This window comes from Peristeroidobacter agariperforans (assembly GCF_004138335.1).
In the GTDB taxonomy this organism is placed as follows: Bacteria; Pseudomonadota; Gammaproteobacteria; order Steroidobacterales; family Steroidobacteraceae; genus Steroidobacter; species Steroidobacter agariperforans.
The window spans coordinates 2,847,451-2,867,156 of record NZ_RYFW01000001.1 but is presented as its reverse complement, the minus strand read 5'-3'; the positions used below and the strand labels follow the sequence as shown (position 1 = coordinate 2,867,156).

General features: G+C 63.0%; 17 protein-coding genes and 1 pseudogene. 5 read left to right on the top strand and 13 right to left on the bottom strand.

Annotated elements, in window-relative coordinates:
• Nucleotides 1-21 precede the first annotated feature (21 nt).
• The gene (locus tag EK373_RS12500; protein WP_198683240.1) at nt 22-1,122 is read left to right on the top strand and encodes a sensor histidine kinase; all 1,101 of its coding nucleotides are present in this window, start codon (nt 22-24) and stop codon (nt 1,120-1,122) included.
• Between the two features lie 82 nt (nt 1,123-1,204).
• On the top strand, nt 1,205-2,323 hold the full coding sequence (locus tag EK373_RS12495) for an ROK family protein (RefSeq protein WP_129642969.1): 1,119 nt from the start codon (nt 1,205-1,207) through the stop codon (nt 2,321-2,323).
• A gap of 27 nt (nt 2,324-2,350) precedes the next feature.
• Here EK373_RS12495 and EK373_RS12490 read toward each other — a convergent pair whose 3' ends face one another.
• Both EK373_RS12490 and EK373_RS12485 read right to left on the bottom strand, forming a co-directional pair.
• Nucleotides 2,351-3,670, bottom strand: a complete 1,320-nt coding sequence (locus EK373_RS12490) for a flavin monoamine oxidase family protein (protein ID WP_129642968.1) — start codon at nt 3,668-3,670, stop codon at nt 2,351-2,353.
• Complete coding sequence (locus EK373_RS12485) at nt 3,663-5,192, bottom strand: FAD-dependent oxidoreductase (RefSeq protein ID WP_129642967.1); 1,530 nt, start codon at nt 5,190-5,192, stop codon at nt 3,663-3,665. Before EK373_RS12485 ends, EK373_RS12490 begins: the two co-directional genes overlap by 8 nt.
• A gap of 245 nt (nt 5,193-5,437) precedes the next feature.
• Between EK373_RS12485 and EK373_RS12480 the strand changes: the two genes are divergently transcribed.
• Nucleotides 5,438-6,250, top strand: coding sequence for a TenA family transcriptional regulator (locus tag EK373_RS12480; protein WP_129642966.1), 813 nt, complete (start codon nt 5,438-5,440; stop codon nt 6,248-6,250).
• On the opposite strand, the gene EK373_RS12475 is transcribed toward EK373_RS12480, so the two are convergent.
• From EK373_RS12475 to gltX, 3 genes are all read right to left on the bottom strand, one after another.
• Nucleotides 6,247-6,723 (bottom strand): Hsp20 family protein, encoded by a 477-nt coding sequence (locus EK373_RS12475; protein ID WP_129642965.1) that lies wholly within the window; start codon nt 6,721-6,723, stop codon nt 6,247-6,249. The genes EK373_RS12480 and EK373_RS12475 overlap by 4 nt on opposite strands.
• 274 nt (nt 6,724-6,997) lie before the next feature.
• A complete protein-coding gene (gene cysS / locus EK373_RS12470; RefSeq protein ID WP_129642964.1) occupies nt 6,998-8,392 on the bottom strand; it encodes a cysteine--tRNA ligase in 1,395 nt (464 codons plus the stop codon).
• Nucleotides 8,393-8,404: 12 nt separating this feature from the next.
• A complete protein-coding gene (gltX, locus tag EK373_RS12465; protein ID WP_129642963.1) occupies nt 8,405-9,832 on the bottom strand; it encodes a glutamate--tRNA ligase in 1,428 nt (475 codons plus the stop codon).
• Nucleotides 9,833-9,954: 122 nt separating this feature from the next.
• On the opposite strand from gltX, the gene EK373_RS12460 reads away from it, so the two are divergent.
• Both EK373_RS12460 and lpxH read left to right on the top strand, forming a co-directional pair.
• A complete protein-coding gene (locus EK373_RS12460; protein WP_129642962.1) occupies nt 9,955-10,533 on the top strand; it encodes a peptidylprolyl isomerase in 579 nt (192 codons plus the stop codon).
• Nucleotides 10,530-11,273 (top strand): UDP-2,3-diacylglucosamine diphosphatase, encoded by a 744-nt coding sequence (gene lpxH / locus EK373_RS12455; RefSeq protein WP_129642961.1) that lies wholly within the window; start codon nt 10,530-10,532, stop codon nt 11,271-11,273. Before EK373_RS12460 ends, lpxH begins: the two co-directional genes overlap by 4 nt.
• Nucleotides 11,274-11,450: 177 nt before the next feature.
• Here lpxH and miaE read toward each other — a convergent pair whose 3' ends face one another.
• The 8 genes and pseudogenes from miaE to truA all read right to left on the bottom strand — a co-directional run bounded on the left by miaE (nt 11,451) and on the right by truA (nt 19,645).
• Nucleotides 11,451-12,161: a tRNA-(ms[2]io[6]A)-hydroxylase gene (gene miaE, locus EK373_RS12450; protein ID WP_129642960.1), complete on the bottom strand. Its 711-nt coding sequence runs from the start codon at nt 12,159-12,161 to the stop codon at nt 11,451-11,453.
• On the bottom strand, nt 12,158-13,456 hold the full coding sequence (locus tag EK373_RS12445; protein ID WP_129642959.1) for a serine/threonine-protein kinase: 1,299 nt from the start codon (nt 13,454-13,456) through the stop codon (nt 12,158-12,160). The genes miaE and EK373_RS12445 overlap by 4 nt, the downstream gene beginning before the upstream one ends.
• A 29-nt stretch (nt 13,457-13,485) precedes the next feature.
• The gene (gene purF / locus EK373_RS12440; protein ID WP_129642958.1) at nt 13,486-14,991 is read right to left on the bottom strand and encodes an amidophosphoribosyltransferase; all 1,506 of its coding nucleotides are present in this window, start codon (nt 14,989-14,991) and stop codon (nt 13,486-13,488) included.
• A gap of 2 nt (nt 14,992-14,993) precedes the next feature.
• Nucleotides 14,994-15,521: a CvpA family protein gene (locus EK373_RS12435; RefSeq protein ID WP_129642957.1), complete on the bottom strand. Its 528-nt coding sequence runs from the start codon at nt 15,519-15,521 to the stop codon at nt 14,994-14,996.
• A gap of 161 nt (nt 15,522-15,682) precedes the next feature.
• The gene (locus tag EK373_RS12430; RefSeq protein ID WP_129642956.1) at nt 15,683-16,390 is read right to left on the bottom strand and encodes an SPOR domain-containing protein; all 708 of its coding nucleotides are present in this window, start codon (nt 16,388-16,390) and stop codon (nt 15,683-15,685) included.
• 68 nt (nt 16,391-16,458) lie between these two features.
• On the bottom strand, nt 16,459-17,733 hold the full coding sequence (gene folC, locus EK373_RS12425) for a bifunctional tetrahydrofolate synthase/dihydrofolate synthase (RefSeq protein WP_129642955.1): 1,275 nt from the start codon (nt 17,731-17,733) through the stop codon (nt 16,459-16,461).
• A gap of 95 nt (nt 17,734-17,828) precedes the next feature.
• A pseudogene (accD, locus tag EK373_RS12420) lies at nt 17,829-18,683 on the bottom strand (acetyl-CoA carboxylase, carboxyltransferase subunit beta); the annotation flags it as partial.
• 149 nt (nt 18,684-18,832) lie between these two features.
• The gene (gene truA, locus EK373_RS12415; protein WP_129642953.1) at nt 18,833-19,645 is read right to left on the bottom strand and encodes a tRNA pseudouridine(38-40) synthase TruA; all 813 of its coding nucleotides are present in this window, start codon (nt 19,643-19,645) and stop codon (nt 18,833-18,835) included.
• Between the last annotated feature and the right edge of the window lie 61 nt (nt 19,646-19,706).

Below are 19,706 nucleotides of genomic sequence, written 5' to 3'. Positions count from 1 at the left end.
CGCATCTTCAGGACGGTGCGCATGACGATGACGGACGCCCTGCATCTATTCCTTGGCCACAGCGCCTGCGGGCAGGCCGTTCGACGCTTGGACTGGGCCCGCACTCCGCTCGGACCGATCGATGGCTGGTCGCACTCCCTGCGCACCGTGGTCGGCGCCATTCTCGATTCCGCGTTCCCGCAGTGTCTGTTGTGGGGTCCACAACACATCACGATTCACAACGATGCTTTTTTGCCGATCCTCGGCAACAAGCCGCCTGCGATCGGGCAACCCTTCGAGGTGGTGTGGGCGGAAGCGTGGCACATGATCGAGCCCCTCGTGGAGCGCGCATATGGAGGCGAGCCTACGTTCATCGAGGATTATCCGCTCGTCATCCACCGCGGCGGCCGTCTGGAGCAGGCATACTTCACGTTCTGCTACAGCCCGATCCGCGACGACGATGGTCGCATCGCCGGCATGCTGGACACGGTGATCGAAACGACGTCGAAGGTGCAAGCGCAACAACAGGCGAGATTGATCAACGCGGAACTGGCCCATCGCATCCAGAACACGCTCGCCATCGTCAACTCCATCTTCGATCAAACGTTCCGTGCAGCAACCTCGCTCGATGAAGCGCGCGTCACCTTCGCTCGCCGCCTCAAAGCGCTCGGTCAGGCTCACATCGTACTGACGCAGTCGAGCTGGATCAGCGCGCCGATGGCGGCGATCATAGAAGGCGCGCTGCTTCCACACAGCACCGCGCCGGGTGAAATATGCGCACAGGGGCCGCCGGTGAATCTGTCGGCGCGCCAGGCGCTCTCGCTGAGCATGGCGATACACGAGCTCGCCACCAACTCGATGAAGTATGGCGCGTTGTCCATGGCCGGCGGCGAAGTCACGGTGCGCTGGCGGCTCGAGCCGATCAACGGCGACCAATGTTTGCGGCTGCGCTGGACCGAATCGGGCGGACCTCGAGTTGCGCCTCCTGAGCGCCGCGGCTTCGGCTCGCGGCTGATCGAACAAGTGCTGGCCGATGACTTTGGCGGCAAAGTCAGCCTGTGCTACGCGCCGGAGGGCTTGCGTTTCGAGCTGGCCACCAAACTCAGCAACCTGCCCGATCAAGGGGCGCGCATCGGCGTGTAGAAGTCAGCAACAACCATTCTCGCGGGAACGTAATGCCGCGCCGCGTGTTTGCTTTACACGAGCTGGATTCGAGCATTACTGGATGGCCAAGAAGACCGCGAAGAAGACCGACGAGACGCCAACGCCGCTGCTTGCCCATGGCGGCAAGGTGTTGAGCCTGGTGACCGTAGATGCTTACAACGCGGAGATGCGCAGCCCCGAGGGTTTCCTCGGCGATCGCGCCAGTCGCCGCGCCTTCCAGGCCATCCTGGACGATTGGCGCGATCGAGTCAGCCGCGCTGGGGACGATCCGCTGGGCGACGCGCCTAGCGAACAAATCGGTAAGAAACAACTCGACAAACTACTGGTCGAGGGCGACGCCGAAGCCGCCGGCGTGATTCACGGCGCGATCGAGGAATTCGCGCAGGAATTCGCTCAGGTCATCCGGCGCTTCCTGAAACTGAAGGACTGGAAAGACACCGAAGCCCTGGTGATCGGCGGCGGCTTCCGCACCAGTCGCATCGGCGAGCTGGCGATCGGTCGCACCTCGGTGCTGCTCAAGGCCGACGGCATCGATCTGGACATCAAGCCGATTCGCAATCACTCCGACCATGCGGGATTGATCGGCTGCATCCAGCTGGTGCCGTCATGGATCCTGACGGGGCATGACAGCATCCTCGCCGTCGATATCGGCGGCACGAATATCCGCGCCGGAATCGTCGAGCTTCGACGCAGGAAGAGCGCGGACCTTTCACAGGCCGCGGTCAAGCACTTCGAGCTCTGGCGTCACCGCGACGACGAGCCGGAGCGCGAAGACGCCGTCCAGCGCCTGATCGATATGTTGATCGGGCTGATCAAGCGGGCCGAGAAAGAAGGGGCGAATCTGGCGCCGTTCATCGGCATCGGCTGCCCGGGCGTGATTGACGCGGATGGCTCGATCGAGCGCGGCGGCCAGAACTTGCCGGGCGATTGGGAGCACAAGAGTTTCAACCTGCCGGAGAAACTGTGCGCCGCCATTCCCAAGATCGGCGATCACGAAACCGTCATCGTGATGCACAACGACGCGGTCGTGCAGGGACTCAGCGAGGTGCCGATGATGCGCGAGTACGAGCACTGGGGCGCGCTCACGATCGGCACCGGGCTGGGAAACGCCCGGTTTACCAATCGGTTCAGTGAGGATGAGAAGCAAGAAGAAGAGGACGAATCTGAGGACAACGAATAACGCAGCAGCAGCTTATTTTGAGCTGCGCTATGAGCCGTTCAGTAGCTCCTTCGCCGCTCTCTGTCCGGTGCTTAGTGCGCCGCCCACGCTCGAGGACTCCTCTACATCCAGCGCCTCGCCCGCGAAAAACAAGGTTTGCTCCACCGATTTCGCCAACTGCTTTTTAGCCGGGCCGCCGCCGACGCCTGAGTAACTGTAAGCACCGCTCGAATACGGATCGCTCTGCCAATCGTGCCAATAGACCGCTTCGAGCATCTTCCGATAATCGCGCCGCTTGCCGAATATCTCCGTCACACTCGACAACGCCGCCCGCAGAACTTCGTCCGTACTTCGCGAAAGGAGCTGCGCTGCTTTCGGCCCACCACTCCACGCCGTGATTACCGGCGCTCGCACCGGCAGCGTCGTCCAGAACGTCGGGAACGGTGCGCCCTGCGCATGGAAGAACGCGACATCACGATGCCGGCCTTCGTCGATCTCCGACCAGAACGGTCTGGAGAAACACAGCACCAACTTCACCACCGGCCCCATCAACAACCGCGACAGCGGCACCTGCCGCCGCGGCAACGTGGGGGTAAACAGAACACTTCCGGGCGTCATTGCCGGCAGCTGCAACACCGATAGCGGCAACGTGATGATCGCTCGAGCCGCGCGGACAGCGCCGGGCTCTCCATGCCGACTGTACGAAACGTTGACCTCGCCACGTCGCCAGCGCACCTCATGGACCGCACATTCCAACTGCACACACGTCTTCGCAGGATCGAGACTACCGGCCAGCGAATCCATCAACGCGCCATAGCCTCGCTGCGGCCGGAACGTCGGCGCATCCGCTGCACTTCCGCCGGCCCATTCCTTCAATATTTCGATGGCGCTCGCCCGGGTCGAGTCGGCAGCGTCGAACCCTTCCACCAGCATGGTGGCAAACGCCCGGACCGTCGGCGACAACTGCCGTCGATGTTTCTCCAGGAACTCGGCGAACGGCAGATCGACGCGCGGCTTGGGAATGCGCTCCAGCCGCTGCTTCATGGTTTCGAATAAATCTTCGCTGCGTTTCATCCGACCGGGCTGCGGCACGCGATAGCGCGTCTGCACGGTGTCGACCGCGACGTCACCGGCCAAGCGCAACTGCTCGAAGATTGCCGGCGATTCTCCATGGATGAATTCGGCGCCGAGCTCCAGCGGAATCGCCGCGCCGCGCGGACGCACGGTGAGAATGCGACCGCCGATGCGATCGCGCGCTTCGAGAACGCAAACGGATTTGCCGTTGCGACTGAGATGCGCAGCCGCTGCCAGGCCCGCTGCACCCGCTCCTACGACGATGACGTCGTATTCGTCCTTCGCTCTACTCATGCAACCGCTTCAAGGGCTGTTCTGCCGGCCCGCCCAGCACTTCGCCGGTCGGGCGGAAGCGCGAGCCATGGCAAGGACAATCCCAAGTGCGGTCTGCACTGTTCCATTTGACCAGACATTTCAGGTGCGTGCATTGAGGCGCCAACAACGTCAACTGGCCCGAGTCGTCGCGATACGCGGCGACTTTCTTGCTTTGATAGCTGACGATCCGGCCTTCGCCCCTGCCCACCTGGTCGGGCGAATCGAGCTCGGGCCGTCGCAACCGGTCACGCACGAAATAATAGGGGAAGTCGGCATTCTCTTGCACGTACCGCCATGCGCCGCCATGGAATGGCGAGCGTCCGACGGCGAGCAGGCTGCGCCACGGGTTGTCGCGGCCGAGGAATCGATCCCGCGCCATTAGCGCGCTCAGCGTGCCGAGCGTCCAACCGTTGCCACTGAAGCCGGTCGCAACGAACTCCCGTTCCTCGTTCTCGCCGATGAAAGGCATGCCATCATCTGTTTCGACGACTTGACCCAGCCAGCGCCGCTCGACCTGCGCCTGCGGCAGCACCTCACGCAAGCGCGCGGTCAATCGGTCGAACACACGCTCGGGATCGTCTTCCTGCCCGGTCTTGACGTCCTGGCCGCCGAAGATTGCGTACTGATGATCGTCGCGCTGCTCGATGCGCAGGTACTCATACGGATCGCCGGTATCCCAATACACGCCCTCGGGCACCGCACCGTCTGGCACGCGAGCACCGAGCACATAACTCGTATAGAGCGCGAGCTTGGTTTGAAACAGGGTCGCGGTCACCGCACCCTTCTTGCCCATCCGGGGATTGTGAGTGGCGATGACCAGATACTTGCAACGGATCTTGTGTCCGTTCGCGTGCGCCGTCATCGGGTCGCCGTCATCCACCGACTCGAACGCGGTGTTCTCGAACACCAGGCCGCCTTGCTGCTGGATCACAGTCAACAGGCCTGCGAGATACCGACGCGGATGAAACTTCGCCTGCTGCGCAAAGCGCACGCCAGGCATGTTGCTGTAAGCGGTGCGGTCGGCAAAAGTGGCGTCGATGCCGAATGACTGCGCCAGCTCGGCGTCCTTGCGCAGCCCCTCGACATCCTTGGGATCCAATGGCTGACCGATGCGAGCGTGCAAATATCCCGGCACGCGCACGAACTCGGCGTCACTGCCGATCTCCTCGGTGATGCGCTCGATGGCATCGATCGCGACGATACCGCCTTCCCAGAACTTACGCGCCGCTTCCACCCCAAATTTACCTGCCAGGTGATGCAGACGTTCGTCAGTTACGTAGGTGAGATGTGCAGTCGTGCGCGCCGAGTCCGCACTGGCGACTTTTTCGCGCTCGATCAACGCGACGCGAACGCCTTCCTGGCCCAGGAGATAGGCCGTCGTGATACCTGTGACGCCCGCCCCGACGATCAGCACGTCGACATCGATGTCCCGCTGTAGCGCCGGAAATTCCGGCAGCGTGACGTTCATCCAGAGCGACTGATGCGTGGGGGCCGATGACATAGCTCAGGAACGTGCCTGTTTTCGGCAAGTTCCGCGCCGCCGGGCGGCCGTGCGGCATTCACGCACATACAACATCGCAACTCTGTCACCGCTGTAGTGCGCATTGCTTTTAGCAATGCAACTGCAAGGCAAATCAACGTGCAACATGAACTATTGACGCGCATGCGCGCTGTCGCCGCAAGCACGGGTGGTCGAGCGGCACTCATGCTCCGGTCAGGGACAATGACATCAGGGAGCGTGTCGACATGGAAAGTCTGTTTGTGAGAACCGGCCCGTTGCTGGCGCTGACCAGCTACCCGCAGTGGCTGCAGGAAATCGTTTCGGAATGCGATGACGCGCGACACACCGTGATCGCTCACGAGATCTTTCAGCAGATGCACGCCGGCGTGTTGCCGGCGACGGCGATGCGATGCTTCCTCGCCAGTTTCTGGCCGGTCATCGAGCAGTTCCCGCAGTACATGGCGATGAATCTGCTCAAGGTGCAGTACGGCCTCGGCGCGGGACATGCGATGGCGAGGAAATATCTGATCCGAAATATTCGCGTGGAGCAGAATCACGTCGAATACTGGATCGACTGGTCGCAGGGCCACGGCCTGACGCGCGACAACCTGCTCTCGGGCTGGCGTTCCGATTCAGCCGATGCGCTCAGCCACTGGTGCTGGCACACCTGCGAGCGCGACCCGCTGGCCATTGCGATGGCGGCGACGAACTATGCGATCGAAGGCGCGACGGGCGAGTGGGCCGCATTCGTGTGCGGCTCGTCAGCGTACGAAAATGGGTTTCCGGACGACGTGCGCAAGCAGGCGATGAAATGGCTGCGCGTTCACGCGCACTACGACGACACTCATCCGTGGGAAGCGCTCGAGATCATCGCCACCCTGCTCGGCCACCAGCCGCAAGCACGCGACATCGCGAACGTCAGATCGGCGATCGTGAAGAGCTACCACTATATGAGCGCGGCGTTCGACGATTGCCTGACCGAAGACAAAAGGAGAGCGCCGAGGCGGCAGCACCGCCCCGGCGTTCCGGCTTTACAGCTAGCTGAAGACCTCAGTTAGGCGGCTTTGACGCCCGACTCGATCTTCGGCGCATCGGCCTTCGGCAAGCTGAGATCGCCCTTGATGTCGATCCGACGCGGCTTCATCGCCTCGGGGATCTCACGCTTCAGGTCGATGGTCAGCAAACCATTGGCGAGATTGGCGCCAGCGACGCGAACATGATCCGCGAGCTCGAAGCGACGCTGGAACGAACGCCCGGCGATGCCACGGTGCAGATACTGAGTGTCCTCGCTCGCAGCCTTCTCGCCGCTCACCAGCAGCAGGTTGCGCTCCTGGGTGACGTTCAGCTCGCTCTCACCGAAGCCGGCCACGGCGAGCGTGACGCGGTACTGGTCCTCACCGGTCTTGACGATGTCATACGGAGGCCAGTTATCGATCGTAGAAACGCGCTGAGCGTTGTCGAGCAGATCGAAAATGCGGTCGAAACCGACGGTGGAACGGAACAGAGGGGAAAAATCGAATGCAGTTCTCATAGCCATATCCTCAATGAGCGAAATGGAAAACATTTCACGGCCCCGAGTAGCTCAGCGGCCGCGCGAGAGCTATTTAGGGGCGCTCAAATGGGGTTCAAGGGCTATTTTTCGCGGTGTTTTTTGGGGTGTGGGGTCGTGGTCCTCGGAGCCGGCCGGAGCGTCGGCGGTTCGCGCCGCCTCGAGGGGTCGGTGGTCCTTCCGGCGACGCGGACCACCGACGCCTCCGGCAACAACGTGGAGCTACAACTTCCCGCCGACAAAGACCGCCGGATTCTCAGCTGCGCCGCCAGGTAGTCGTCCCGTCCGGCTTGTCTTCCAAAACAATGCCCGCATCAGACAATTGCTGCCTGATCCGATCCGCCTCTTTGAAGTTCCGTCCGGCGCGCGCAGCCTTGCGATCAGCGATGAGTTGCTCGATGTCAGCGTCGCCGAGCGACGAGGCACCGACGCCCTTCTGCAGAAACTCTTCTGGCGCGAGCCGCAACAGCCCAAGCACGCCGGCCAACTTCTTCAGCTCAGCGGCAAGCGAGCTCGCGACAGCGGCGTCGCCGGAGCTCTTCGCCCGGTTGATCTCCGTCGCCAATGTTTGTAACGCGGCAATCGCGTCGGGCGTGTTGAAGTCGTCATCCATTGCCGCTTCGAAGCGCCTCGTCGCCTCGCTCGGCTCGAAGCCAGCAGCCGGCGTCACATCGCGTAGCGCCGTATAGAGCCGACCCAGCGCCGCATCCGCCTGCTCGATCTGCACCAGCGAATAATTGATCGGGCCCCGATACTGGCTCGATACGAGGAAGAACCGCAGCACTTCCGGATCGCGCAGCTTGCCCGAGTCGAGCACATCTCGAATGCGGAAGAAATTGTTGAGCGACTTCGACATCTTCTCGTCGTCGACGTTCACGAAGCCGTTGTGCATCCAGAACGTCGCAAACGTATCGCCCGTCGCCGCGCACGACTGCGCGATCTCGTTTTCGTGGTGCGGGAACTTCAAGTCCATGCCGCCGCCGTGGATGTCGAAGTGCGAGCCGAGCAGATCGAGCGACATTGCCGAGCACTCGATGTGCCAGCCCGGCCGGCCATCGCCCCACGGCGAGGGCCAGAACGGCTCGCCCGGCTTGGCGCGCTTCCATAAAACGAAGTCCGCCGGATCGTGCTTCGCCTCGTCGACCGCCACGCGCGCACCCGCTCGCATATCCTCCAGGTCACGACCCGACAGCTTTCCATACGGCGCAAATTTCGACACCGAATACAGAACGTCACCATTGCTTGCGAGGTACGCGTACCCCTTGTCGATGAGCTGCTGCGTCATCGCGATGATGCCCGCGATGTGCTCCGTAGCCTTCGGCTCGTGCGTCGGGCGCAGAATGCCGAGGCGGTCGTAGTCCTCGTGCATGTATTTGGTGAAGCGGTCCGTCAGCGACTGAATCGACTCACCGTTCTCCGCCGCCCGCTTGATGATCTTGTCGTCGATGTCCGTGATGTTACGAACGAAGACCACCTGGTAGCCGCGGTACTCGAGGTACCGGCGCACGATGTCGAAGGCGACCTTGGAGCGCGCATGGCCGATGTGGCAGAAGTCATAAACCGTATCGCCGCACACATACATGCGAACGACGTTCGGCTGGTGAGTGTGGAGCTCGTCCTTGCGACCGGTCAGTGAGTTGAATATCTGCATAGCCTGATTCTGTCAGACCGCGAGCCGGCGGGCATGCTCGAGACGCGCCTGCACCTCGGCGAACGGCAGCAATGACAGCATGGGGGCCAGTTCCGGCCCGTGGGTGAAGCCCGTCAACGCGGCGCGTAACGGCATGAACAACGCCGGGCCTTTCTTGCCGGCGGCCTGCCCCAGCGCTTTCACGGCCTGTTTGAATTCCGAGCCCGGGTGGCCGATGACCTTCAGCGCCTCGGTGAAAAAGCCCTCGCCCGCTTCGCGGATCGCCGCATGAGCGGCGGGCTCGAATTCGTCGAGCTTGCCGAAAACGACTTTCGCCCAGGTCCGGGCGTCCGACGGCAGCTCGATGTTCGCTCGCACGACGCTGACGAACTGCGCCTGCTGCTGCGGGTCCAGTCCCGGCGGCAACTCGGCTGCAATCCAGTTCACGAATTCTTCCGTCGACAGGTGCGCGACCGTTTCTTTCTGCCAGTGGCGCAGCTGCGCCTCGTCGAACTTGGCGGCGGCGCGGCCCAGGCGGTTCAGGTCGAAGTCCGCGATCAGTGCGGCATCGTCCAGCCAGCCATCGCTCACGCAGGAATGCCCCAGTCGCACCAGATGATTGCGCAGCGCGCCCGGCAAATACCCGTGCTCGCGCAGGTCTCGCAAGCTCGTGTCGCCATGACGCTTGGACAGCGGCGCGCCATCCATGCCGAGCAAGAGTGCGACGTGCGCGTACTGAGGAATTCGCAGGTTCAGCGCCTGCAGAATCAGGATCTGACGCGGTGTGTTGGTCATGTGATCGTCGCCACGCAGCACCAGTGTCACGCCCATCAACGCATCGTCCACCGCATTCGAGAAAAAGAACGCGGTGCTGCCGTCGGTGCGGCGAATGATGAAGTCGCCGATGTCGTCGCTGTTGAAACGCTGCTCGCCGTGGACCACATCCACGAACGACACCACCTGCCCCTCCGGCACGCGAAAGCGCAGCGCTGCGGGCAAGCCTCGAGCCAAACGTTCGCTGCGCTCCTCGGTCGTGAGGTTCCGGCAGGTGCCCGCATAACGCGGCGGCTGACCGGCACCGAGCTGGCGCTTGCGAGAAATACTCAGCTCGGCGGGCGTGCAGAAACACGGATACGTCAGCCCCGCCGCGTCCAGCCGCGACAGATACTCGTCATATATGGAGCGGCGCTGCTGCTGGCGGTAGCTCGCGTGCGGGCCGCCAATGTCCGGTCCTTCGTCCCAGTCCATGCCCAGCCATTTCAGGTCGGCAAACAGCGCGACCATGAATTCTTCGCTGGAGCGCGCCTCGTCGGTATCCTCGACGCGCAGGATGAAGCGCCCGCCGGCCTTGCGGGCCGCGAGATAACTCAGCAGCGCGGTGCGTGCATTGCCTAAGTGCAGGTACCCAGTAGGACTGGGGGCGAAGCGCGTGACGAGCGGATCAGGGGTATCTGAAGCCATCGAATCCGAGGACATTTAAGGACTTGCGTCCATGTAGCCGCGCATTCTATACGGCCGCCGCGGTCAGTGCTGTAAGACCGGGTTTTGATAAGATCGCCGGCCTTATCCCTACGGCGGTCACTATGCGCATTCCTGGATTTGCTCGCCTCCTCGCCCTGTCGGCGGCCCTGCTGTTCGGTTTCTCCTCGCTGGCTCTGGCCCAATCTGCGCCGCGCGTCCGGGTCGAGACGTCCCTGGGCAACTTCGTCATCGAGTTGGATCCGCAGCGCGCGCCGCTGACGGTGGCCTCGTTCCTCGAATACGTGAAAGCCGGCCACTACACCGACACGGTGTTCCATCGGGTGATCGGTAATTTCGTGGTCCAGGGTGGCGGTTACGACGCCAAATATGTCGAAAAGCCCACTCGCCCCGGCACGCCCAACGAGTCCGGCAACGGCCTGTCGAACCGTCGCGGCACAGTCGGCCTCGCGCGCACGGGCGAACCTCACAGCGGCACGGCTCAGTTCTATGTGAACCTGGCCGATAACGCGGCGCTCGATCCGCAGCCCAGCCGCTGGGGTTACACCGTGTTCGGGCACGTCGTCGACGGCATGAACGTGGTCGATGACATTGGCGCCGTGGCGACTGGCACTCTCGGACCGTTCGATCGCGACGCGCCGCTGCAGCCGATCATGATCAAGCGAGTCGAAGTGTTGCAATGAGCGCTGGCGCGCCGACGCTGTTCATTTCCGATCTGCACCTGGATGGCGAGCGGCCCGACATCACGGCGCAATTCCTTTGCTTCCTCGAACACGAGGCCCGGCGCGCGGCTGGGCTGTACATCCTGGGCGATCTGTTCGAGGCCTGGATTGGCGATGACGATCCGGACCCGGATAAACAACGCGTCGTTGCCGCGCTGAAGTCACTGACTAGCAGCGGGGTGCCGGTCTATTTCATCCACGGCAATCGTGATTTTCTGATCGGGCGCCGCTTCGCCAGGGAAACCGGCGTGAAGCTGCTACCGGATGGCACGATGATCGAGCTGTACGGCAAGCGCGTCCTGCTCATGCACGGCGATACGCTGTGTATCGACGATCCGGACTATCAGCGGCTGCGGCGGATCGTTCGAAATCCGCTCGTGCAGTTTGTCTTGCGATGTTTGTCGCTGGGGCAGAGGCAGAAGCTGGCGGCGAAGATGCGGGCGGGCAGCAAGAAGCACATCGAGTCGATGGATCGGACGCAGCCGCAGATCATGGACGTGAATCAAGGGGCGGTGTGTCGCACGTTCGAGCAGGAACGTGCGGATGTGATCGTGCACGGGCACACGCACCGGCCGGCGATTCACGATGTTACGGTCGGCGGCCATGTCGCCAAGCGCATTGTGCTGGGCGATTGGTATGAGCAAGGGAGCGTGCTCAGGTGGAATGAGCAGGGGTTCGAGCTGGCGGGATTGGGACGCTGACGTCGGCGCGCTTCGGATACAGCAGTTTGTTCTTTGCCTGCGTCGCTGGTCCGATCCGGAGTAGGAATATCAGAGGTTCGGTGGGCTGCGTCGCGGGAGCGCCGCCGCAAGGTCGGTGTAGATGCGGGCTCTTCTTCCCTTGCTGAACTTCTTGTCCGTTTGCAGCGCTTGCTTTACTCAGGTTGCGGGCAGGCCGGAGTGGAAGCGGAACTGCGGGTCCGGCGATGTTGCGAGCTCAGCTTCAATAGTTGCCAGTTGCTGCAGGCGAGCGCGCCAGTCGATGTCGTTGGCTCGTTGTTCTGCGAGGCGCAGATACAAACTTTGATGCCTCGCCTCTGAAACAGCGAGACCTGTATAGAAGCCACGCAGCGGCTCGGACAACATCGGCCCCAGTCCTTCGAAGCGCTCGCAGGAGCGGGCTTCGATGAGCGCACCACACAACAACAAATCCAGCAACCTCGCCGGCTCGGCGCGACTGATGGCCGATCGCAAACCTTCTGCGTAACGTGACGGCTGCATGCGTGCGAACGGAACATTCAGCTCTTGCATCAGCTTCTGCACCTGCTCGAAGTGGCGCAGCTCTTCGCGGGCCAAGCGAGACAGCTTGTCTGTCAGCGCCATGTCTTCGGGATAGGAGAAGATCAAGCTCAGCGCGGTGGACGCAGCCTTCTTCTCACAATTGGCATGATCGACCAGCAGCTCGCGCCAGCGCTCGCACGCAACCTCGAACCAACGAGCCGGAGTCGCAGCCAGCAGGACGCCAGCAAAGCGCGTCGGCGCGCCAGATACGCCGGTCTCATCGTGAGCCGCACTATCGGCTGCACGCAACGCTTCTTCGCCACCGTTACGCGCAGCCACAATCTTGTTATCTCTGGTCGCGGCGTTCATGCGTGCGCAGCCTCGAGCTGCTGTATCTCAGCCAACAACTCGCGCGCAGACGCAAACCGCTCCGCCGGCTCGGTGGCCAGCAGCTTGCTCAGCAGCGGCTGATAAATACCAAGCTCCCCGCTCAGTTCGGGGCGCGGCGCATTGCCGTGGAGATAGATCACACCCATCGGCGTCGGCGCGAGGAACGGTTTCTTGCCCGTCAGCATCTCGTAGAAAATCACGCCCAGACTATACAGGTCGCTGCGCTCGTCCAGCGACTGGCCGTGGCCCTGCTCCGGGCTCATGTAGTACGGCGTGCCGAAGATTTCGCCCGTGCCCGTCATCTCCACATTGACCTCGGTGTGTTTGGCGAGCCCGAAGTCGATGATGGCGAGCGAGCCGTCGGCGCGCTCCATGATGTTGCCCGGCTTCAGATCCCGGTGCAGCACACCGACCTCGTGCACCACCTGCAACGCCGCCGCCATTTCCGACAGATACTGCAGCGCCTGCCGCGGCTCGATGCCTTTCGCGATGTGCCCACGCAAATCGCCGCGTTGGAAATATTCCATGGCGATGTAGGCGTGATCGTCGGAAATGCCCAGGTCGTAGATGCGCACCACGTTGGGATGGCGGATCTTCGAGATCAGCTCGTATTCCTGCAGGAAACGCGAGAACTGCATGTGCTGATCGCCCGTTTCCGGCGCATCGCGCAGCACCTTCAACACGACCAGCTCGCCGGCACGCTCGCTCTCGGCGAGATAAACCATCGACGTGCCGCCGATGGCGAGCTCGCGAATGAAACGATGGCCGAGAATGCTCACCGGCCCGAAGCGCGACAGCTGCTGAGCCTGCGCGCTGGTACGCCTCAACGCCAGCTCCTGGCGACGACGCTGAACGGCATCGCGGAGTGAGTTCGCCAATAGTCGATGATCGATGCGCTCACGCACGACACATTCGACAGCGCCTCGTTCGACAACGCGCCCAGCGAGCGCAGGATCGTCGCCTGGCGCGAGATAGATCACGGGCGGAAAACCGGGACGATAGAGGAAGTTCTCCAACCACTCCTCGCCTCGCCCACGCTCGCTGCGGCCGTCGAGCAATACGGCGTCATAACCCACGGCCGTGAACCCCGAGTGCAAGCGCCCGGAAATGAGCGGCGCGTGAATGCGGCACTCGGCATCCGACCAGACGATGGAAATGTGGTGCTCGAGCGCGCGCGCCAGCTCGATGTGATCGGTGACGATCATGAGACGCGGCGCCAGCGTAGCGGACGCCGCTGCGAGCGGTCGGGAGGCCGGGCCGGCAGGCAGAGCCATGATGTCAGCTCACATTGCCGGCCAGTCGATCACACTGCGCGGATGGCTTTCAGCGAAGGCGACGCACGACGCTTTGCCTTGGCCTGATCCGAACGCTCGTCTTCCAGGCGCTGCAGATACGCCGGCGTGATGTCGCCCGTGACGTACTCGCCCGAGAAGCACGAAGTATCGAACTGCTCGATGTGAGAGTCGTGGTGCAAGCATGCGCGTACCAGGTCGTCGAGGTCCTGATAGATCAGCTTGTCGGCGCCGATGGACTTGGCGACTTCCTCTTCGGTCTTGTTGCTGGCGACCAGCTCGGAGGCGGTCGGCATGTCGATGCCATAGACGTTGGCGTGGCGCACCGGCGGGGCGGCCGACGCGAAATACACGCGGCGAGCACCGGCCTCGCGCGCCAGATCGATGATCTGCGCGGACGTCGTGCCTCGCACGATGGAGTCGTCGATCAGCAGCACATTCTTGCCGCGGAACTCGAGGTCGATGACGTTCAACTTGGAACGCACGGACTTCTTACGCTGCTCCTGTCCCGGCATGATGAACGTACGGCCGATGTAGCGATTCTTCACGAAGCCTTCGCGGTACTTCACGCCGAGCAATTGCGCGACCTGCACGGCTGCCGTGCGGCTCGTGTCCGGAATCGGGATGACCACGTCGATGTCGTGATCCGCCCAGACACGCTTGATCTTCTCCGCGAGCAGATCGCCCATGCGCAGCCGCGCTTTGTGCACGGAGATATTGTCCATCTTCGAATCGGGCCGCGCGAAGTAAACGTATTCGAAAATGCACGGCGTATGTTTCGCCGCCGGCGCGCACTGCTGCGAGTACAAGCGACCGTGCTCATCGATGAACACCGCCTCGCCCGGATTCACATCGCGCTCCAGCGTGAAGCCCAGCATGTCGAGCGCCACGCTCTCGGACGCCAGCATGTACTCAGGGCCCTGCGCGGAATCGCGCTTGCCGAGCACCAGCGGACGAATGCCGTGCGGATCGCGGAAGCCGAGCAGGCCGTGACCGACGATCATCGTGACTACAGCGAAACCGCCACGTACGCGGCGATAAACAGCGCTGAGGGCGGAGAAAATGTCCGCAGCCGAAGCACGCGGCGTGCGCACACGCGACAACTCGCTCGCGAGCACATTGAGCAGGACTTCGGAGTCCGAGGTGGTATTCAGGTGACGCAGATCTTCACGCGTCAGGACTTCGGCGAGCTCCGCGGTGTTGGTGAGATTGCCGTTGTGGCCGAGGCAGATGCCGTAGGGAGAATTGACGAAGAACGGTTGCGCTTCGGAGGCGCTATCGCAGCCCGCAGTGGGATAGCGCACGTGGCCGATGCCGACGTTGCCTTTCAGTTTCAGCATGTGCTGTTCCTGGAAGACATCGCGCACCAGGCCGGTCTTCTTGCGCATGAACAGCTCGCCGTCGTGGTACGTCATGATGCCCGCGGCATCCTGACCACGGTGCTGCAAGACCGTGAGCGCGTCGTAGATCTGTTGATTGACCGGACTGTGTCCGACGATGCCAACGATGCCACACATGCTCAGACTCCTGCTTTGCTCAACGCGGAACCCTTCTGAGCCTGCTTATCGAGCACGCTCATGCCGGTCTCCGCAAACGACTGCAGCCAACCCGCCGCTTCCGATGCGTATGGGATCAGCTGCGAGCTTTTCCACCAGCTGGTGCTGGTGAGCTGCACGAACTGTCCCAACAACACGAACACCGCGACGACCACCGCGCCGCGCACGAAGCCGGTGACCAGCCCGAGCAGGCGGTCCACCATGATGCTCAGGCCCGAATGCCTCAGCAGGTAACTGAGCAGGCCCGCCACGATCCAGCCAACGATCAACACTGCGAGCACGATCAGCGTGCGCGCGGCCCAGGTGCTTACCGGTGGATCGCCGACCCTGCCGGCGAGCAGCGGCTCCACCATCGGAGCATAACGCCAGGCGAGCCACAGACCGCCCAGCCAGGCGATCACGCCAATGGCTTCTCGGACGAATCCGCGGATGAACCCCAATAACATCGAAAGAAACAGCACGCCGAGAATCAGGTAGTCAGCACCATTCATAAGCGCAACAACGATTTACGGCCTCGCGACCTGGGGCGCGCGGATTCTATCAGCGCGGCGCAGTTTGGAAACAACGGCCTGCGCACAATCACAAGAGCGGTCCCGCCGGATGACCGCAGCCGTGCTCATTTCACGCGCACAGCCTTCCCGGCCGTTTTTCCTCACGGATGCGCCACCACGGCGGCGCTCGGTATGGAAGCTCTTACCACCTTCAATACCGCGTCGGCGCTGGCGCGATCCTTGGTGGGGCCGATACGGACTCGGTAAAGCGTCTTGCCGCCCGTAGTTACCGGCATGACGAATGCGCTTTGACCCTTGCCGCGCCATTCATTCATGACCCGTTCCGCCGTCGCCTCGCTGGCATAACTTGCCAATTGGACCGCCCAGCCTTTGCCCGTGGGAACGGCCGACTTGGGGGCGACCGGGGCAGAAGCAACGGCTCGCGGCTCCGGTTTGGGCGATTCAGGTTTTGGCTCAGGTTTCGGCGGCGTCTCGCGCGGCGCCGGCTTCGGGGTTTCGGCGGGTGCAGGTGTTATCTGCGCAGACGGTTCAGGGGAAGCCTGAGTCACGGCTGGCGGCTCCGCAGGCAGTTGCGCGGGCATTTCAACCGGCGGTGTTTCTTCAGGCGGTGGCGCGCGGTTGTCCGTTTGCTCGACCGGCGTCGGCGGCTGCGAGCCGGGGGCCTTGTTCAGATCGATGGTGTAGGTCTTGATCGCGGCCTCGCCGCTGCCCTCACCCTCTGACGCCGCCTGCGCCGGTTGCTCGGCGGAATCGCGGCCGGGTCCCGAGAGCATCTCGGGAATCAGGATGATGGCCGCGGCCATCAACACAGCCGCGCCGATCAAGCGTTCTTTAACAGGGCGTTCCACGGCGCGAAGTATAAAAGGCGCGGCGTGCGAACGACACGGCCAACTACATTTAAGTCAACGCCTGAACGTCAACTTCTCGCTTGCAACCATTCCAGCGCCGGGCCGACGGTGAGAAACGAGCCGAATACGACGATGCGATCGCCGGCGCTCGCCATCGTCTGCGCGACTTCGCAGCCTTCTGCGACAGTTGCGGCGGTCTTCGCAATTCTCGCGCCCGTATTGGCAAGTCGCGACGCCAAGTCGTCGACCGGCACCGACCGAGCGCTTTGCAGCCCCACGATGACCCACGCATCGAACGAATCGCGCAGCGTGGTCGCAATGCCTTCGATGTCCTTGTCGCCGAGAATGCCGCACACGGCGATGGTTCGTCCGCTCGAGGGCCGCGATGCGAGTTGCCCGGCGAGCGCCTGTGCCGCGGCGGGATTGTGTGCGACATCGAGAATCCACTCGACATCCGCTGGCTCGCGCCTGCGCACCACTTGAAAGCGACCGGGCAGTGTCACTTTCTGCAGACCCGTCTCGATCGCTTCGCGCGTGATCGGCAGCTGCGACGATAAGCATTCCATCGCGCACAACACGGCAGCCGCGTTGTCGAACTGCAGCTCGCCGTGAAGCGCGGGTCGTGGGAGCTTGCTGTAACTCGAGTGCCGGCCGCGCCAGAACCAGCCTTCGCCCTCAGGCCGCCAGTTGAAGTCCCGACCGAGGCGGTACAACGGTGTGCCGAGATCGCCCGCGACCGCATCGATGGACGCCGGCATGTCGCGCGAGCCGAAGATCGCGGGCTTTCCCGCACGGAAAATGCCAGCCTTCTCGCGACCGATGCTTTCCACATCCGAGCCCAGCCAGTCGCAATGATCGAGCGCAATCGAGGTGACGATGGCTACGTCGGCATCGACCGCGTTGACGCTGTCGAGACGTCCGCCGAGCCCCACTTCGAGCACCATCGCATCGACACGCTCGGTTTCGAACACCAGCAGTGCGGCGAGGGTGTTGAATTCGAAGAAGGTAAGCGTGTCGCTGCCGCGCGCCGCATCGATGCGCTCGAACGCGGCGACCAGCGACTCATCGGACGCCTCGCGCCCGTCGATGACGATGCGCTCGTTGTAGCGAATCAGATGCGGCGAGGTGAACGTGCCGACGCGATAGCCGGCGGCACGAAGAATCTGCGAGGTGAGCGCGACCGTGGAGCCTTTGCCGTTGGTGCCTGCGACCGTGATTACCGGGCAGGACGGCTGCCGCCACTGCAGCCGCTGCAACGTGCGGTGCATGCGCTCCAGACCGAGGTCGATAGCGCTCGGGTGCAGCGTTTCCTGCCAGCGCAGCCAATCGGCCAAGGATCTCATTGCGGAACTGCCACCGTGCCAACGGAAAATATCGGCGGCATCCGGTGACGCCGCCGATCGGAATCAAACGATGCTCAGGCAGCGACCTTGGGCTGCGGTGCGGGCTTGTGCAAGAAGATGGTCAGCAGACCGGCGATGCGCTCACGCATGTCGCGACGGTCGACGATCATGTCCAGCGCGCCATGCTCGAGCAGGAACTCGCTGCGTTGGAAACCTTCCGGCAGCGTCTCGCGCACGGTTTGTTGAATGACGCGCGCACCGGCAAAACCGATCAGCGCCTTGGGCTCGCCGATGTTCACATCGCCGAGCATCGCGAGGCTGGCGGAAACGCCACCGGTCGTCGGGTCCGTCAGCACGGAGATGTACGGCAAGCGCTCCTTCGCCATGCGCGCCAGCGCGGAGCTGGTCTTCGCCATCTGCAGCAGCGACAACAGGGCTTCCTGCATACGCGCGCCGCCGCTGGCCGAGAAACAAATGAGCGGCTTGCGATGCTCGAGACAATGCTCGGCCGCGCGCACGAAACGTTCGCCGACAACGGAGCCCATCGAGCCGCCGAGGAACGAGAACTCGAACGCGCACGCCACCACGGGCTCGCCCATCAACGTGCCGGTCATGACGATCAGCGCGTCCTTCTCCTGCGTGGTCTTCTGCGCGGCCTGCACGCGGTCGCGGTACTTCTTGGTGTCGCGGAATTTGAGCGGATCTTCCGGCTCGATGTTGTCGGCCAGCTCCACCTGCCCTTCCGGATCGAGGAACGCTTCCAGGCGATCGCGCGCGCCAATGCGCATGTGATGACCGCATTTCGGACAAACGTGGAGATTGCGCTCCAGCTCGGCGCGGTACAGGACCGCGTCGCAGGCGGAGCACTTCATCCACAGGCCTTCGGGGACGGAGCGCGTACGGCGCTCGGTCTTGATCCGCGAAGGCATGATCTTTTCGAACCAGGTCATGGTGACAGCCTGAATTTAGAGGGGTGCATCTATACTTGGTCCGGAACCTGCCGGCAAGTTGCCGGAGAACTCGCCGATCGACTGCCAACCCTCAAAGTCGGCAACTTCGTTTATCGGAGCATCCAGCTGCAGCGGCAAACCGGCTGAGGTCAGGGAACTCGACTGCTCCCAGCTTCCGTAGGCGCCAAAACACTGAATTCCGGCTCACTGGGCAGATTCAAGGCCGGGGCATACCGGATGCCCGCCAGGTACAGCCCGTTCGGCACGGCGGTGACGCCGCCCAGCTTCCGATCCTTGTACGCCAGAACCTGCGCGGTCCAGTCCAACGGCCGCTCGCCGGTGCCGATCGCCATCAGCACGCCCGCGATGTTCCGCACCATGTGGTGCAGGAAGGCGTTCGCGCAGACCGTCAGAACGACCAGTTCGCCATGCCGCGTCACTGCGATTTCATGCAGGTTGCGCATCGGCGTCCGCGCCTGGCACTGCGCGGCGCGAAACGAAGAGAAATCGTGCTCGCCGACCAGGTATTGAGCGGCCTCGTGCATCCGCCGCTCGTCCAGCGGCTCGCGGATCCAGGCCACTCGCTCGGCGTTCAGCGCCGGCCGCGGCACGCGGTTCAGAATCACGTATCGATAGCGACGCGCCACTGCTGAGTATCGGGCGTGGAATCCTTCCGGTACTTCGCGCGCCCAGAGGACGCTGACCGTCTTCGGCATGTTCGAGACAGCGCCCAGCATCCAGGAGCGCTCGGTGCGCTCGGCCGGCGTATCGAAATGAACGACTTGCATCGCCGCGTGCACGCCGGCATCGGTGCGGCCGGCCGCAACCACTTCCACCGGATGATCGGCAACCACAGACAAGCCCTTCTCCACCACGGACTGGACACCGCAGGCGTGCTCCTGCGATTGCCAGCCGGCGAAGCTGCTACCGTCATATTCGATGCCGAGGGCGATTCGGGGCATTCAGGAAAGTCGTGTCAGCCGCGAGAAAGCGGCTCGGAAGGCGAAGGATAGCGAAATCAAC